The organism is Ruegeria sp. ANG-R (genome assembly GCF_000813985.1).
Lineage (GTDB): Bacteria > Pseudomonadota > Alphaproteobacteria > Rhodobacterales > Rhodobacteraceae > Ruegeria.
In genome coordinates, this window is sequence record NZ_JWLJ01000003.1 from 74,272 (window position 1) to 91,548 (window position 17,277).

Sequence of the window (17,277 nt, forward strand, 5' to 3'; positions counted from 1 at the left end):
AACCCCTCACTTCAACGGCCAGGGCAGGCTGATCATGTCCTGCAACAGACCCGGCGGGAAATCGCGGTTCAGAGCGCCCGCCATCAGGCACATGAACCCGATGCCGCAGGCGGTCAGGATCAGAGTCATCTGCCAGCTGGACCCGGCGCGGATACGGAGAAAGGCGATCAGGAACCCTATCAGGGCGAGGATGAAGCCCACCACCCACGTGGCCGCGATCAAACTGGCGAACCACGCCAGAGTGGACCACAGACCGTGGGGTGCGCTGGCGTCCTCACCAGCGATTTCCTTGTCCGCAAAGATCGAGTCGCCTTCGGGACGTCGCATCATCTGGATCAGAAGGATCACGCAACAGAATAGCGAGACGCTGCCGATCACCAGCGGGATGATCTTGTCGGTCATGTTGTAGTCGGGGATCATGTTGGCGTTGACCAAAGCGACGATCAGATAGGCCATGATCACCAGCAGAAAGATGAGCGGCGCGCGCTTTGTACCCGCCTGAACATCGCCCTCGGCCATGATCATCTTGGCTTGACGGATGCCCAGAATGACTGAGACCACGGTGATCACGATCAGGACGATGACGATAGGGCTGAAGACATATTCCATCCCCTCGCCAAAGCTCTTCCGGAAGCGGAATGAGGCGATCTGGAAGGCCTGATTGGTAAACTTCTCGACAGGGTTTGATAGCACGAAACCGATCAGGAAGGCCGGGCGCGACCAGTCGAAGCGGCGCAGGAAGATGCCGATCAGGCCGATGACGAACAAGGCCAGAAGGTCTTCGAAATTCTGGCCGGACTGGAAGGCCGCAAAGCTGATCAGCATGAACAGGAACGGCGCCAGATAGGTGAAGCGGATGGTCGTGAGCTTGGCGATGCCGCCCGAGGCCGCGATACACAGGATGGTGCCCACCACATTGGCCAGCGCCAGCAGCCAGACGATCGAATAAGTGATGTCGAGATTGTCCTTGAGCATGCTCGGACCGACCTCGATATCACCCGACCCCAGCAGAGCCACCGCGCCGATAAAGATCGCCATTGAGCCGGAGCCAGGAATACCAAACAGCAGGGTCGGCACCAAACCGCCGCCCTCCTTGGCGTTGTTTGAGCTTTCCGGGCCGATGACCCCGCGCACTTCGCCTTTGCCGAAGTTGCTTTTGTCCTTGGTTGTTTGCACCGAATGGCCATAGGCGATCCAGTCGACGACCGAACCACCAAGACCAGGTATGACGCCAACAATTACGCCAATGATCGAACAGCGGACAGAAAGCCAGATATTGGCCGCCCAGTCTTTGACACCGTCCAGCCAACCGGCCCCCAGAGATGCCCCTTTGGCAATCGACCGATCCTGCCGTAGCAGTGAGACGATCTCGGGCACGGCGAAGATACCCAGCCCGACGATGACCAATTTCAGGCCGTCAGTCAGATAGGGAATGTCATAAGTCGCCATGCGCAGCGAGCCGCCAGCGTCGGCCTCACCAATGGTACCGACCATCAAGCCCAGCCCGGCGGCGGCAACCCCCTTCAGAGGAATACGCCCTGCCAAAATAGCGACCATCGAAAGACCAAGAATTGTGATCATGAGCATTTCGGGCAGGCCGAACGCCAATACGATGGGGCGCGCGATAAGTATGAACATGGTCAGGAAGGTCGCGCCGACGAGCCCTCCGAATAGGGACGAGGAAAAGGCTGCTGACAAAGCCCGTGCAGCCTCGCCCTTTTTCGCCATCGGAAAGCCGTCCAGCACGGTGGCCTGCGAAGCAGAACTGCCGGGGATGCCCATCAAGACGGACGCAAACGTGTCCGAGGTCGGCACCACCGCGACCATCCCGATCATCAGCGCCAGACCAAGGATCGGGTCCATTCCGAACATGAAAGGCAACAGCAGGGACAGACCGGCAATACCGCCAAGCCCCGGAAAGACGCCCACAGCCAGCCCCATGACGACGCCGAGAATGAGATACCCCAGAACGATGGGTTGCAGGATCAAACCCCACGCGTCACCAAGCGCAGGTAGAGCGGTGGCGAAAACCTCCATAGCGGCCGCCTTTCATAAACTGTTTTGTATGTAGAGAAACGCGCGCCCTTCGTTGGGCGCGCGACGACGTGTCAGCTTAGTTCAGCTCGACGCCGTAGGCCTCTCTCAGCCAGTTCAGGACGTATTGCTTGGCACTGTCATCCACATTGGTCGCCGTCTGCAGAGCAGATTTCGAGCCTTCGCCGACAAATACAGGATACTTACCAACGCGCTTGGACGAAATGTCCGCAAAGTCACCACGCTCGGTCACAGCTTGGAACGCTGCGGTGTATGCGTCCACCACTTCCTGTGGTGTGTCCCCGGGCAAGAACGCCAATTTCTGAACAGGGAAGCCTGCCACGAAGAAGGCTTTCCAGGCATCCCAAGCCTCACCGCTGGTTTCGCAACCATCGGTTGCCTCGCAAACCTCCTTGAAAGTGGGGATATCCGGGAAGGTCGGATCGCGCACGATATTGCCATCCGCATCCAGCGCGCCCCATGTCATCATCGGAACCGCCTGACCGGCTTCGACCAACGGAGCCGAGCCGCCCAGATAACCGGACGAGGTCTGGTAGTCGATATTGGCTTCGCCACGTTCGAACATCAGGCGACCATCACCACGGCCTTTGATGCCAAAGACCGGCTCCACATTCATACCCAACATCTGCCACGCCAGCAGCGGGACCAGATCCAGCCGGGTCGCGCCCTGCGAGCCGTAGATGAAGTTGGTGTCTTTCAGCGCATTGGTCGAGCCATCAAACTTGGCCCCATCTTCGGCGTTCAGATAGGCGACACCGCCAGTGCCCGACGCCATCACCGGAATCCAGTCATTGTATTCATAGCGGACGCGCGGGTCACTCAGCAGATAGGGGAACTGTGTCGAGCCAGAAGTGCCAAACAGCAGCGTACCGTCATCGTGGCTCTGCTCCTGAAACCAGTTCGCACCCTTGGTCGATCCTGCACCGGGCATAAACTTCACCACAACAGTCGGCTGACCCGGCAGAGCCTCGGACAGAAGCGGGGCGAAGAAATTGGCCCATTTGGCAGACCCGCCCGTTTCTGAGAACGGAATGACCCATTCGATGGTCTTGCCCGAGAAATCGACCTCGGCAGCGGCAGGCGCGGCGAGTCCGGCGGCGGCGATCAGCCCCACGACGGCGCGACGGGTGAAGTTGGAAATGGCCATTGGTTCCTCCCTGTTGACCAGACAACCACGTCGGCGCCCTCCGCGCCACCGTGATTGTAAATAGAACTGTGGGGTTGATTCCCCCTCCCATCTGGCAATCATGGAGCGCCAACCTTGCGCGAAACTTGCAGGAGCCCGAATGCGGATCGTCATCGTCGAGGATAACGAGACCCTCGCCAACGCCATTGCCTATCGCCTGCGGGATCGAGGCCATGCCGCTGACGTGCTGACAGATGGCGATGCTGCCGATCTGTATCTGGAACAGGAAGGCGCAGACCTGATCGTTCTGGATATCAACCTGCCGGGTCGGTCAGGGCTTGAGATCTTGCGGTCTCTGCGCAACCGGGGCGACAGCGCGCCTGTCATCCTGCTAACCGCGCGCAGCGAGACCAGCGACCGCGTTTCGGGTCTGGATATGGGCGCCGACGACTACCTGGTGAAGCCCTTCGAAATGGACGAGCTTGAGGCCCGCATCCGTGCCCTGTCGCGCCGCAAGCAACTGGATTACGGCGCGCGCGAGACCATCGGAGATCTTGAGTTCGACCGCACCGCCCGGCAGGTCAGCGCAAAGGGCCAAGTGCTCGACGTGCCGCGCCGGGAAATGGCCGTGCTTGAATGCCTGCTGGAACGACGCGGCAGGATTGTTCCCAAAAGCCAGCTGACTGACTACGTCTACGGCGTGGGCGCTGATGTCGACGATTCAGCGGTCGAGCCGCACGTGTCACGACTGCGCAAGCGCCTTCAGAACCTTGGCATCCGGATCAAGACCGCCCGTGGCCTTGGATATCTGCTTGAGGTGCAGAAGTGATCCGGCACGGCTCACTCAGGCTCAGGCTTTTCATTCTGATCCTGACGCCCTTGGTGCTTCTCGCGATCCTTCTTGGATATTGGCGCTACACCGTGGCCCAGCAAACGGCGCAGGAACTTTTTGATGACAGCCTGTTGTCCGCCGGTCTGGCCATTTCACGCGATGTGGCAGTGTCAGAAGGTGATGCCCTATCACCCTCCACGCGCAGCTTGATCCGCGATGCATCGGGCGGAGAGATTTTTTATCACGTGACCGGACCCGGTGGCATCTACGTCACAGGGTATGCATACCCTCCGGCCGCTGCAAACCCGTCTGAGCAAGACGCGTACCAGCCGAGGTTTTTCGAGGCGATCTATCGGGATGAGCCGGTGCGCGTACTGAAAATGACCGAGCGCGTCACACTTGATAACCTGGTGGGCGATGCGACAGTAACAGCTTGGCAACGTGTTGCGGATCGCAACGCCTTCGCCAACGAACTGTCGATCCGCGCCGCGATCCTGATGGGTATCCTGCTGGCCACCCTTGCTGTTGTCGTGTGGTTCGGGGTCGCACGCGGGTTGCGCCCCTTGTTGGATTTGCAGGATGCGATCGACCTACGCTCACCCGACGACCTGAGCCAGATCAAGCGCCCGGTCCCGGTCGAGGTTCATGGCATTGTTCAAACTCTGAACCGGCTGTTTGCGCAGGTCGAGCACAGTATCAATGCCCATCAGGTGTTTATCTCAGAAGCTGCACATCAGTTGCGAAATCCGGCGGCGGCAGTCCAGTCCATGGCCGAGGCGCTGCGGGATGCAAAAACGGATGAAGACAAGGACAAACGGATTATCGAGCTGGTGGCGGCAGCAAAAAACTCGGCCACGGTGGCCGAGCAGCTATTGTCGTTGGAGCGGTTGCGGCAGCCTACGCATCAGGATCAGATGGACAAGATTGATTTCCGTGCGGTTGTAGAAGAGGCCTGCGCTGACATGGGCGTTCATATCCTCACAAAAGGGATCGATTTTGAAGTCACAATGCCAGAATCAACAATCTTGGTCTCGGGAGATCGGGTCTTTTTGGCAGAGGCTATCAAAAACCTGCTGGACAATGCGCTTAAGCACGGCGGCGCTAAACTGAATCAAATATCAGTTGTACTGCGTTGTGACGCGGGGAACGTCAAACTAACCGTATCTGATGACGGAACCGGCCTTTCACCCGACCAAAGCGAAGCCGTTTTCAGTCGATTTTCGCAGCTGGAATATTCCGAAGGTAGCGGTTTAGGGTTGTCGATTGTCTCAGTTGTGGCGAAGCGTCACGGAGGAGTGGTCGCAATCAACCAAGTCGAAAAAGGGGCGAGCATTACGCTTGAGCTTCCCATAGCCCTGTAGTTTGTTTCTATTTCTGCTCGGAACCCGAAACCTGTCACAATCAAAGAGAGTTTTTGCGATTTCAGTGAATGACCGGTTTCCGCCTTCGTGCAAAAAGCCACACTGTTTTACCGCCTCAATAGACAGGAAGACGTCGTTCGCTTCACAACTTAGCTACGCAATGCGCAACTCATGAGTTAAACAAGTCATCGATGCCCCCGAAAGGCTCGGTGCTAAAAACAACCTCACCTGCAAAAGCTGAGAGCAACTAACGTTCAGCTTTGACGCTAGGACTGCGTGTTCGATCAGATGTCGACAATGTGACGTGTTATGACGAATGACCGCTTTCCCGGTCGTTTCAGCCCTCTGAGCCAAGTATCAATTTGGTCCTTTTGTCCGCATAGCCGCCGTTGGCTCCCTATTGTTGACTTCGGATGTCCGCTACGAGCCCACAAGTGCACAATGCAGCGGTGTGCACGAACGGCCGCTTTGGCTGATTGCCTATCCGTCCACCTCTCGGACTGTGTCTAAACGGCCCTAAGCCGACCTTGGACGTGGGCCGCCAATGCTGCATTCGCAGCCTGCTTTGCTGACATTCGCTGCGAACGCATCGCTGCAGCTGGTTCAGGCGACTGAAAAGCGGACATTACCGCCGTTGCCGTTCCCTGTGTTTGCTGGCGCAGCATCTGTTCGTAGGTGCCGCACACTTGTCGCTGCATTGCAGCCGATGCCGCCAAAGCGGTCATTGAAAGCCACTTCGAGGGATGAGATTCAAACCGCTCTTTCGCCGCGAACAGAATCAACCATCGAGGAGCGGGCTTAGCCGACATTAGCTGCGCCAGCAAATTTGCTAGTCAGGTGAACTGGTGGTCGTGGGACAAAGCCAGCTGACGAATACCTTTACCATCCACCTGAAATTTGTAGACTTAAGACAGACTGACGCTAATTCTTTTGCTCCGCAGCGCTATTGGGACGAATTTTTTTGGTGACGCCTTCTTCAGAATTGCTGGCTGTTTCACGCCGCTGGTTCAAAACTAATCTCGAAGGTGGTCAGTACACGCCGCGCAATTTCTTATCGGATAGCGATTTCCTACGGCTGCTGGGAACGGCACCTGGTGAGAACTGGAGCGGGGATGACGTCCGAGAGGCAGCGGCGGAGTTTTTTCAGGAAACGCCCGATGTCCTTCATTATGAGGAAAGCTTCGCTGAAGCATTTGAAGATGGTGATATCGGATGGTCTCTGTTCATTCACAAAGTTACGTGGGCGGGTCGCGCAGATAGGCCTGTCGAGATTAGGGATACTCTGATTTTTTACCTTGAGGACGGCAGTTGGAGAATTATCCATCGCCATGGTTCGGTGCCGATGGCAAATCAAGAGATGATGGGAAAGGAACAAACAGGAATTGCCGAGTTGGCGGAAGCGGCGCGCCATGGCACATCGATTGAACAAACTGAAGGCCTCGCTTCGATCATGTTCACTGACGTGGTGGCTTCCTCAGTTTTGGCGAATACACTTGGCGACCGCGCTTGGTCTGCCAAAGTTAATTCGCATTTCAAGAAGCTCAGGCAAATTATTGAATCGAGCGGAGGTCAGTTCGTCAAATCGCTAGGAGACGGAACGATGTCGTCTTTTTCGTCTGCCCGGTCGGCGCTGTCGGCGGCTGCTGAGATACAACAAACTCTAGCGCAGGAAAGTGAAGAGCCGAGACTGGCGGCACGAATTGGGATTCATGCTGGCGATGTCGTGCAAGCAAGCGAAGATTTCTTTGGTACTGTGGTGAATGTCGCGGCGCGCATTGCTGCAGAAGCAGACCGTGGTGAAATCTTCGTATCGGATGTCACTCGCTGGTTGGTTGGGGACGATCCAGAATTGCGGTTTGAAACTTTGGGCAGCTACGACCTGCAGGGTCAGCCCGAAAGAAGTGTATTGCACAGCCTAGATTGGCGATCCTGACCGCACCGAGAATTCTCAACATCTTGAAAGCCGGTTTGGGTTTCAGTGACAGATCTAGCCGCCTCCTGCCCGAACTTCGGCTCCTGATTTATGAACGATCAAGCGTTAAGCGAAGCGTCGCAAGATCAAAGGTTTGGCTCGATAAATAGATGACCGGTTCCATTCTGCCTGAACCAAGGGCTATTCTGCACGGTCATTGCGCGGCAGTGAGCCCAGCGTGTTTAATGCTGCGGTCTGGACGAATGACAGGTTTTCATTCGTTGCCGAAAATCTAGCGAGGCCAAAGTCGTTTGTTTATGACAGATCGTCATTCGCTGAATGGCCGACCAGCTTGGCTATCTAGCTGCTGTAGGCTATAGGTGTCTACACGGTCGGCAGACACCGAGGCGTCGCTGCTCCTGTGGGAGAGCTAAACCTGCCATCCTGACCAACGGCATCGCATCTATTCCCTCTGATATGAGCGCCGCGTCATTAAGCCAGCGACCGATGATAGCTAATGGCGCTTGACTTGGATGAACTATGCCGAAGACTTCCTTGCCGCTTCGAGCGGACGACTTGACGACTTTTGTGCGTGCCCTCTCTGATCAGTTGGGTGACGCAAGCTCATCTCACCTTACCCTCATAAATATGGCCGCGCGCGCCGCAGGCTATCAGAATGTGCAGCATATGCGCTCTGCACACGCGGCGGAGCAAAGGCTGGAACGCGTATCTCAGGAAACTCCTGCCGACGCCCGCACAGTCGAGCGTGCGTTGCATCAATTCGATAACTTGGCACGTCTCAAACGATGGCCTTCCAAGCGAAGCATCCAGACGCTTGCTCTTTGGGCGCTGTGGGCAACGACAGTCTGACTGCGTGGTTCGGTGACGATATCCTGCATGGTGGCGAAGGCGATGATATTCTTGAGAGTTGGCTCGGATATGATCAACTGAATGGTGGCGCAGGTGACGATACTCTGATCAACATCGGCTATACGTGGTTTCGGTTTACACATGAAGGTTGGATAGAGGTCGAAGAAGCTGGTAACGGCGTTTACAACGGCGGAGATGGGATACCGTCAACTGCGTCGTGGACAGCATGGGCAACGGAAACTTGTTCGTCCCGGCCAATGCTGTCTGTGTTCGGCAGACCTTCCATAAGCAATTTGAACGGTTCAAGGAAAGCAACCTTGTCCGGCACTGTGTCTGCGCTGGGCGATGCGCCTGCTGACCCGGATGCGCCTTTGCGTCCGGGCAAGCCGGGCGGGCGGCGCAGTCACCGGACATTTCATAAAAGTGCGCGACACAACTTGTGGATTGGCAGCTTCATGAAAACACGCTGGCCTCTTGCTCAACTACTGACGCATTTGTCAATCATGATCGTGTGACAAGCCAATCCTCAACCTCTCGAACCTCAGAACGGGTCCTGCTGGTGTGCTGGACGTCGATAAAGTAGCCATGGGTCGGGGCGATACGCTCATCAAAAATCCGAACGACCCTGTTTTCTGCCAGATCCTGGTCAATCAGTGGAAGCCAGCCAATGATCGCGCCCTGACCTTCGGCCGCGCCGCGCAGCAGCACGTTTGCGTCCTCGAAGATCGGCCCGTAGAGTGGGTCGGTTGTTGAAACGCCCATTGCCTCAAACCAGTCGAGCCATCCCCAGTGATTTCTTTGATGCAGCAGGGGCAGGGTCAACAGATCCTTGGGATGTTCGATAGGTCCTCGTGTGGTGACGAATTCTTCGGATGCTATGGCAACGGGGCTAAGCTCAAGCAGCTTGACTGCATCACCTGTCATATCTGCGATGCGATCCCAACGGATGACAATATCAACATTCTCGCGGTCCCGCGCGCCGGGATGAAGGGCTGGTACGACTTCCAATTCGATCTCACGATGGGCTCCCCAAAAATCACTAAGCCTCGGCATAAGCCAGCGCGCGGTAAAGATCGGTCCCGCCGAAACTCGAACCGCTTTGCGTGCGTTTCGACGCAGGGACCCAATCGCAGTGTCCAAAAGGCCAAAGGCTTGAATGGTCGCATCGGCCAAACGCCTGCCTTCGTCTGTCAGGACGACGTCTCGCCCTTCGCGCCTGAAAAGCTTGACACCAAGCTGGTCCTCCAACCCACGAATATGATGACTGATCGCTGTCGGGGTCACGGTGAGGTCCGCCGCAGCTGCTCGAAAACTACCGTTTCGGGCGGCGGCGTCAAAGGCACGTAAAGCTGCAAGAGAAGCTGTCACGGGAATCCAAATGATGAGTTTTTCTCATTCATTGCTGAGAACGTTGCTTTTGTAAACTGCGCTATTTCCGGTGCATGATAGAATTGTATAAACCTAAGCTCATGAATCGATGACCAAGGAAAACCGTCGGCGCGGCCGCAAAGACCGCCTAAAGCAGGTCTCGGATTCTGACCCGAAGCCACCGGTCTGGCCGGGGGTAGTTGGGGGGCGTCTCAAACCGCTCTCGCCTGATGAAGAGAGTATGGTTGAGGAAGCCGCATACAAGCTTCTTGAAGACCTGGGGCTCAGTCAGGCTATTCCCTCGATGATCGAAAAAGTCACGGCTGCTGGCGGGTCCATGACGGATGATGGTCGGCTGTTGTTCCCGCGCGCGCTGGTGAAGTGGGCGATAGACGGAGCGCGGCGAGGGTTCACCTTGTGTGGCCAGCGTGCGGAAAATGACCTGAAGATTGAAGTCGCCCGCGTGTATATGTCTACCGGCGGCGCCGCACCCGGCGTGTTTGATCTCGACACTCATGCGTATCGCGACTCGACATTGCAGGACCTCTATGATGCTGCGCGGATCGTGGACCGGATGGAGAACATCCACCATTTTAGCCGGCCGGTTGTGGCGCGTGATGTCGAAGATACCGCATTGATGGATCTGAACACCGCATATGCCTGTCTTGCGGGCACATCCAAGCACGTTTCGATCTCAGTAACCGAGCCGCAAAACGTCGCCGATATTGCAGAGCTCTGCTATGAAATCGCCGGCGGAGAAGCAGTGTTTCGCGCACGGCCTTTCCTGACGGTCATGGTGTGCCATGTAGTCCCGCCCATGCGCTTTGCCGAAGAAGCCTGTGAGGTGCTGGAGTTGGCCATCAAGGCCGGGTTTCCGGTGCAACTGATCAGCGCCGGTCAGGCCGGGGCCACCAGCCCGGCAACCATTGCCGGATCTCTGGTGCAGGCAGTGGCGGAGACACTCGCAGGTCTGGTGTTTGCGCGCTTGGTCGATCCTGACGTCCGCGCGATCTTTGCCCCTAAACCCCTTGTGGCCGACCTGCGCACCGGATCGATGAGCGGCGGCGGAGGCGAGCAGGCCATCCTGATGGCGGGTGCGGCGCAGATGGGGCGGCGATGGGATTTGCCGACAAGCTCGATCGCGGGGATCACCGATGCAAAGAGATTGGATGCCCAGTACGGGGCAGAGAAATCGCTAGCAGTGACAATGGCGGCACACGCCGGGTCAAATATCATTACTCAGGCCGCCGGTATGATGTCGAGCCTATTGGGCGTGAGCCATGCGGCCTATGTCAGCGACAACGACCTATTGGGTAACATCCTGCGCACTGTACGCGGCATCGAGGCAACGCCTGAGAATATCGCCGCAGATGTCATCGCAGAAGTCTGCCGGGGTGAAGGGCACTATTTGGGTGAGCAGCATACGTTCAGCCGTATGAAGTCAGACTACTACTATCCCGTGATCGGCGACCGACGCGCACCCCGGGAATGGCAGGATGATGGCGCGCAACGGATTGGCGATATTGCGCGTGAAAAGACGCGCGAAATCCTGAGAGAGCACTTTCCGATCCACCTGTCCGACGATGTCGATCATGCACTCAGAGAGAGGTTCGATATTCGTCTGACACGTAGCCAGCTAGGGCGCAGATGATGCCAAATAATGTCGATTTCGCCAAGCGTGCACGCGCCGTCATGCCTGGTGGTGTTAGTCACGAACTGCGCTACAGAACCCCACATCCATCCTATTTTATTCGCGCATCGGGCGCCGAGAAGTGGGACGTCGAGGGCAAGCGATATATCGACTTCAAACTAGGTGCTGCCAGCCAGATCCTCGGTTATGCACACCCAGACATAGCCGAGGCTGTTTCCCGCCAAATGACCGAAATGCCTTATACCGGCGACTGTCATCCCCTGGAGGTCGAGTGGGCCGAATGGCTGTGCCGCTTGTTCCCCTCGGCTGAGTGTGTGCGTTTTACCGGTTCCGGCACTGAAGCCACGATGCTGGCTTTGCGCCTTGGTCGCGCCCATTCTGGCCGCGACAAGGTGCTGCGTATCGATGGGCATTTCCATGGCTGGCATGACATGTTGCTCAAAGGTTCAAAACCTGATGCGAATACACCGCCATCGCTCGGAATCCCTCAAGTGATCAGCGACTTGGTCGTAGTGGCACCGCCCAATATCAATTCAATTGCTGAGATACTGGAGCGTGACCCCGGAATTGGAACGATCTTTGTCGAAGCTTCGGGCGCGAACTACGGCTCTGTCCCGCTGCCCAAGGGGTTTTTGCCTGCGATCAGGGCGCTGACCAACGACACCGGCCATGTGCTGATTTTCGACGAAGTGATTACGGGCCTGCGCTGGTCACCTGGCGGCCGTCAGGCGCGTGATAATGTGGTCCCTGATCTCACCACACTGGCCAAAGTCGTGACCGGTGGGCTCCCTGGTGGCGCGGTGTGCGGCAAGGCCGAAATCATGGAGCTGCTCAGCCCTGCAAATTCGCGAGATGGACTTGCGCCGCCAGTTAGCCACAAGGGTACGTTCAATGCGGCGCCGATGGTGGCGGCAGGTGCGGTAAAGGCGATGGAGATCCTCTCGACCGGTGATGTGCAGCGCCACGCCGATGCCATGGCTGCCCGACTGCGCAATGGCTTCAACGCCGCTTTCGCGCGCAACGATGTGCAGGCGCTGGCCTACGGCGACAGCTCAACCTGCCATCTGTATTTTGGTCGGCGATCCATCGAGGGCCTTGATGCAGCAACGATCCGTCGCACACCACCCGCTCTGATCAAGGCATTGCGTGATGGGCTGCTCGACCGGGGCGTTGATTTCATGTCCTTCACCTCGTGCGTCACGGGTCTGCCCCACACGCCTGCACTGATCGACGAGGCAGTGAGCATTTTCGATGACACCCTGGCCGTGCTCACCGGGGACGGAGTATTGCAATGACCCTTCCCTCAACTGCTCGCACGGTCATCATCGGCGGTGGCGTCATCGGTTGCTCCATCGCCTATCATCTGGCCCGCGAAGGGCGCAAAGATATCGTGGTGCTAGAGCGTTCGAAACTGACGTCAGGCACCACATGGCACGCCGCCGGTCTGGTGCGCCGCCTACGCCCGTCCGCTACGTTGACGAAACTGATCAACTACTCGATTGATCTTTATGGCGAACTGGAACGCGAGACCGGCCAGGCCACCGGCTGGACCCAGACGGGATCGCTGACCCTAGCCACCAATGAGGACAGGCTGACCAATATCAAACGGCAGGTGTCGCTTGGCCGCGCCTTTGGGCTAGAGGCTGAGGTGGTCGATGCCGACCGCGCCAAGGAGCTTTGGCCGCTGATCGAGGTGGACGACGTAATCGGAGCCGTCTGGTCGCCTGCCGATGGGCGGGTGAACCCTTCGGACGTGGCGCTTGCGCTGTCCAAAGGAGCCAAAGCGCGCGGCGTGAAATTCTTCGAAGACACCCGTGTGACCGGATTGCAAAAGAAAGGTGATCGCATCTCGGGCGTTGAAATCGGTGAGCACGTGATCGAAGCCGAAGAGGTCGTGATTGCCAGCGGTCTCTGGTCGCGCGAAGTGGCCGAAATGGCTGGCGCGCATATGCCGCTTTATGCCTGCGAGCATTTCTATATCCTGACGAAACCACTGGCCGAGGTGCAGGCGCTTGGCAAGGGCGTGCATTTGCCAACTCTGAACGATCAAGACGCCTATCTTTACGCCCGCGACGATGTTGAGGGCTTGTTGGTTGGCTCGTTTGAGCCCCAAGCCAAGGGCATTTCCACGCGCGATCTGCCAGCGGATTTTTCATTCGATTTGCTGGATGAGGATTGGGACCATTTCATGCCGATGATGGAGAATGCGCTGCGCCGCATTCCCGCTCTGGAAACCGCCGAGGTGCGGATGCTGCTGAACGGCCCGGAAAGCTTTACACTCGACAGCCAGTTCATGCTGGGGGAAAGCCCTGAGGTGCCGGGTCTCTTCCTGATGGGGGGCATGAACTCGACCGGGATCGCATTGGCTGGCGGTGCGGGCAAGGCGATGGCAGAATGGATCATTGCGGGTGAACCGACGATGGAGCTGAATGAGGCCGATATCCGCCGTTTCAGCCCTGAAATGAACGTGCTGGGGGCGCTGGAAGCCCGTATTCCTGAGGTGCTAGGCCGGCACTATGACAACCCCTATCCGGGCCGATCAATGGACACGGCACGCGGTCAGCGCCGCTCGCCCATTCACGAGGGGTTGGTCGCTGCGGGCGCGTTTTTTGAGGCGCGTGGCGGCTGGGAGCGCGCCCTGCATTTCGGTGGAGACGCAGCGCATTTGCCGCTCACCTTCGCCGCGCCGAAATGGCGCGATCAGGTGGCGCGTGAAGTTGACGCCTGCCGAAATGGCGCGGCTATTCTGGATCAATCCGCCTTTGGCAAGGTCGTGGTACAGGGGCCGGACGCCTGCGCCTTTCTCAACCGGCTATGTGCCGCGCAGATGGACATCGCCGAAGGGCGCATCGCCTATACCCAAATCCTGAATGCGCGCGGCGGTGTTGAAAGCGATCTGACAGTGCAGCGCCATGGCCCGGAAACCTATCTGATGATCCTAGGTGCGGGCGAGGTTGTGCGAGTCATGAAACGTATGCGCGATACCAAGAGTGACTTCCGTGTCGAGTTTACAGATGTGACAAGCGGCTATGCCGTGATTGGTCTTGTCGGGGGCAAAGCGCGAGACGTGTTGCAGGCCACCAGCAATGCGCCAGTACCTGAGCTTAAACGCTTTGGTTTTGCGCCGGTCGAGATCGGGCTGGCGCGCGGTTGGGCCGGTCGCCTGAGCTTTACTGGAGAAAGCGGGTACGAACTTTATGTTGCCGCTGACATGGCCATGGCCGCGCATGAGGCTCTTGTCGCGGCAGGCGCTTCTCATGCAGGCCTCTTTGCCAGCGGTAGTTTGCGGATCGAAAGCGGATTTCGGGCCTTTGGCCATGAGTTGACACCGGGCACCTCCCCGCTGGAGGCCGGGTTGGGTGCGTTCTGTGCGTTTGGCACCCGCTTCGTGGGTGAGGAGGCATTGGCTAAAGCGGGTCCACCCAAGCGTCAGATCGTTTCGCTTCTGTTCGATGACCCGAATGCGATCCCGATCCATGATGAACCGATCTACTATGATGGCCGTGTCGTGGGACAGATTACCTCGGCTGCGTGGAGCTATCGCTTTGGCCGCTCTGCTGCGCTGGCGATGATCACCGCGCCGCTGGACTTGATTGCGGGACAAGACGTTATGACGGGGTTCGAGGTGGAAATCGCCTGTACGCGCTATGCCGCAAAATGTTCGCTCAAACCCGCCAAGGAGGCGTTTTGATGTCGCAGACCACACGCACCACCCGCGTTGCGATCATTGGCGGCGGCATCATGGGCGTTGCCGCCCAGTTCCAACTCGCTGAAAACGGCTGGACCGACACGATCCTGTTTGAAAAGGCCGAACTGACCAGCGGGTCCACTTGGCACGCAGCGGGGCAAATCGCCCATGCCGTAGGCAGCCGTGTTGCAGGCTGGATCAACAAGACCTCGATCGAGACCTACAAACGGGTCGAGCAGGAAACCGGGCAATCCATCGGCTGGCATGAGGTCGGCGGGTTTCGCGTTGCCACAACCGACGATGAAGTCGACTGGATGAAATCGATCATGGGCGTCGGCAGATTGCTGGATCTACCGATGGATTTGGTTGGACCGGATGAAGTCGCGAAAGGCAACCCGTTTTACAAGGTGGATAACATCAAAGCCGCGGTGCGCACCTATGAGGACGGGCATATCGACCCGTCTGGCGTGACCATGGCATTGGCCGCAGCCAGCCGCGCACGCGGTGCCAGGATCGAGCGGCACAATCAGGTTCTTGGTGCCAGTCGCAAAGGCGATATGTGGCTGCTCAAAACCCAAAAGGGCGACGTGTTGGCCGAGCATATCGTGATCGCCGCCGGGTCCTACGCCAATCAGGTCGGTGAGTGGTTTGGGCTCAAGATCCCCTCGGTCTCGTGCCTTCATCACTACCTTGTCACCGACACGGTTCCCGAATTCCAAGGCCGCCCGGAATTGCCGGTGATGCGCGACAATTCCTACGGTGGCTATATCCGGCAGGAACAGAAATCCGGTTTGATTGGCATCTATGAGGGCCACGTGTGCCCGACGGTTTGGGAAATGCCTGAAGGCGCGCCATGGGCCGCCGAGAACGAGCTGTTCGAGGCCGATTACGACTCGATCGGCGATTTCCTGATGGTCGCTTTCGAAAAGATGCCGATCCTGGCCGAGCTTGGGATCAAACGCACAGTGCGCGGCGCGATCACCCATACGCCGGATGGCGGTATGCTGGTTGGTCCGTCAGGGGCGCCCAATGTCTGGCTGTCGTGCGGTTCCTCTATTGGTCTTGCGTGGGGCGGCGGTGCTGGCAAGGTGCTGGCCGATTGGATGGTGCATGGTGAAACCTCGATCAACACACGCAGCCTTGATCCCCGCCGTTACGGTGATTTCGCATCGGATCATTACATCGTTGAACGCACCAAAGACGAATTTATGCGCCGCCATGACACGCCGTGCCCCGGAAAACAATTTCACAGCCTGCGCCCGCTGAACCGGCATCCGCTTTATGAACGGCTCGCTTCCAAAGGCGCCGTGTTTAGTGAGATCTCTGGTTGGGAGCGCCCCAGATACTTTGGGAAAGTTGGAGAGGTTGAGCAAATCGGCTGGGGCCAGCAACCATGGCATGAAAACGCAATGGCCGAGGCAAAGGCCACCCGACAAGCCGCCGGTGTGATCGACCTTTGCGCATTCGCCCAGTTCGAGATCACCGGCACGGATGCGGGCAAACTGCTGGATCGCCTGTCTGCCAATCGTATCCCGCGACAAGACGGGCAGATGAGCCTCAATCACTTGCTGACGGAGCAGGGTCATTTCGAGACCGAGATAACCATCTGGCGCATCAACAAGGATCGCTATTTCACCGGCTCTCCCATTGCCCGTGCCAATCCTGATTTCGATTGGATCAAAAACCATATTCAGCCTGGTGAAGACGTGCAGATGATCAATCGCAGCGCCGATTGGGGAATGCTGGCGATGTCTGGTCCGGCGTCACGGCGTATTTTGTCCCAAATGACCGATGCCGATCTCTCTAATGCCGCCTTCCCGTGGCTCTCAGGGCAGGAAATCAGCGTCGCCGATGTGCCATGCTATGCGTTGCGGGTCTCATTTGTGGGCGAACTGGGTTGGGAACTTCACGCCCCGCTGGATCGCATTGCCCAGATCTATGATGCTCTGTTCGAGGCAGGTTCCAAGTTTGGACTGACCGATCTGGGCTCCTATGCCTTTAACGGAATGCGGATGGAAAAAGCCTATCGCGCCAGCGGTGAACTGACGACGGATGTCGGGCCGCTGGATGTGGGACTGGAGCGGTTCGTCGTGACCAAGGATCGTGATTTCATCGGCAAGGACGCGGCGTTGGCGTGTGATCCGCAATGGGAGCTTTTCTATGCAGAACTTCATGCCGATGGTGTCGATATTCATGGCGGCGAGCCGGTTTTGTTGGGTAACCGGGTCGTTGGTCTGACAACCTCCGGCGGCTATGGCTATACAGTGGGAAAATCGCTCGGGTGGCTCTTTGTGAAGAAGGGAACACCGCGTGCAAATCTCACGGTCCAGATTTTGAATGAAGCCTATCCGGTGACGATACATGACGCCCCGCTGTTTGATGCCAACAACGTGCGCCCGCGAGCTGAGGACTGA

General features: G+C 57.7%; 11 protein-coding genes. 8 read left to right on the forward strand and 3 right to left on the reverse strand.

The annotated features are described in order from the left end of the window. Window positions 1–6: 6 nt before the first annotated feature. Both RA27_RS10785 and RA27_RS10790 read right to left on the reverse strand, forming a co-directional pair. Window positions 7–2,037, reverse strand: a complete 2,031-nt coding sequence (locus tag RA27_RS10785) for a tripartite tricarboxylate transporter permease (protein ID WP_039538417.1) — start codon at window positions 2,035–2,037, stop codon at window positions 7–9. 76 nt (window positions 2,038–2,113) lie between these two features. Beyond that, window positions 2,114–3,202 carry a tricarboxylate transporter gene (locus tag RA27_RS10790; RefSeq protein WP_039538420.1) on the reverse strand — a complete coding sequence of 363 codons (1,089 nt, stop codon included), beginning with the start codon at window positions 3,200–3,202 and terminating at the stop codon, window positions 2,114–2,116. Between the two features lie 139 nt (window positions 3,203–3,341). Here RA27_RS10790 and RA27_RS10795 point away from each other — a divergent pair, with 139 nt between their 5' ends. The 4 genes from RA27_RS10795 to RA27_RS24895 all read left to right on the forward strand — a co-directional run bounded on the left by RA27_RS10795 (window position 3,342) and on the right by RA27_RS24895 (window position 8,671). Further along, window positions 3,342–4,010 (forward strand): response regulator transcription factor, encoded by a 669-nt coding sequence (locus tag RA27_RS10795; RefSeq protein ID WP_039538423.1) that lies wholly within the window; start codon window positions 3,342–3,344, stop codon window positions 4,008–4,010. Continuing rightward, complete coding sequence (locus RA27_RS10800; RefSeq protein ID WP_241484049.1) at window positions 4,007–5,374, forward strand: sensor histidine kinase; 1,368 nt, start codon at window positions 4,007–4,009, stop codon at window positions 5,372–5,374. Before RA27_RS10795 ends, RA27_RS10800 begins: the two co-directional genes overlap by 4 nt. A gap of 964 nt (window positions 5,375–6,338) precedes the next feature. Further along, window positions 6,339–7,307, forward strand: a complete 969-nt coding sequence (locus tag RA27_RS23155) for an adenylate/guanylate cyclase domain-containing protein (protein WP_241484059.1) — start codon at window positions 6,339–6,341, stop codon at window positions 7,305–7,307. Between the two features lie 785 nt (window positions 7,308–8,092). After that, window positions 8,093–8,671 (forward strand): hypothetical protein, encoded by a 579-nt coding sequence (locus tag RA27_RS24895; protein WP_052265260.1) that lies wholly within the window; start codon window positions 8,093–8,095, stop codon window positions 8,669–8,671. Here the strand turns inward: RA27_RS24895 and RA27_RS10820 are convergent. Beyond that, window positions 8,658–9,524, reverse strand: coding sequence for a LysR family transcriptional regulator (locus RA27_RS10820; RefSeq protein WP_039538429.1), 867 nt, complete (start codon window positions 9,522–9,524; stop codon window positions 8,658–8,660). The genes RA27_RS24895 and RA27_RS10820 overlap by 14 nt on opposite strands. A 109-nt stretch (window positions 9,525–9,633) precedes the next feature. Here RA27_RS10820 and RA27_RS10825 point away from each other — a divergent pair, with 109 nt between their 5' ends. Genes RA27_RS10825 through RA27_RS10840 form a run of 4 tightly spaced genes read left to right on the forward strand, consistent with a single transcriptional unit; the run spans window position 9,634 to window position 17,277 of the window. Further along, complete coding sequence (locus RA27_RS10825; protein WP_039538432.1) at window positions 9,634–11,175, forward strand: trimethylamine methyltransferase family protein; 1,542 nt, start codon at window positions 9,634–9,636, stop codon at window positions 11,173–11,175. Continuing rightward, window positions 11,175–12,470: an aminotransferase class III-fold pyridoxal phosphate-dependent enzyme gene (locus RA27_RS10830; RefSeq protein WP_241484050.1), complete on the forward strand. Its 1,296-nt coding sequence runs from the start codon at window positions 11,175–11,177 to the stop codon at window positions 12,468–12,470. Before RA27_RS10825 ends, RA27_RS10830 begins: the two co-directional genes overlap by 1 nt. Further along, on the forward strand, window positions 12,467–14,866 hold the full coding sequence (locus tag RA27_RS10835) for an FAD-dependent oxidoreductase (protein WP_052265261.1): 2,400 nt from the start codon (window positions 12,467–12,469) through the stop codon (window positions 14,864–14,866). Before RA27_RS10830 ends, RA27_RS10835 begins: the two co-directional genes overlap by 4 nt. Continuing rightward, the gene (locus RA27_RS10840) at window positions 14,866–17,277 is read left to right on the forward strand and encodes an FAD-dependent oxidoreductase (protein WP_039538437.1); all 2,412 of its coding nucleotides are present in this window, start codon (window positions 14,866–14,868) and stop codon (window positions 17,275–17,277) included. Before RA27_RS10835 ends, RA27_RS10840 begins: the two co-directional genes overlap by 1 nt.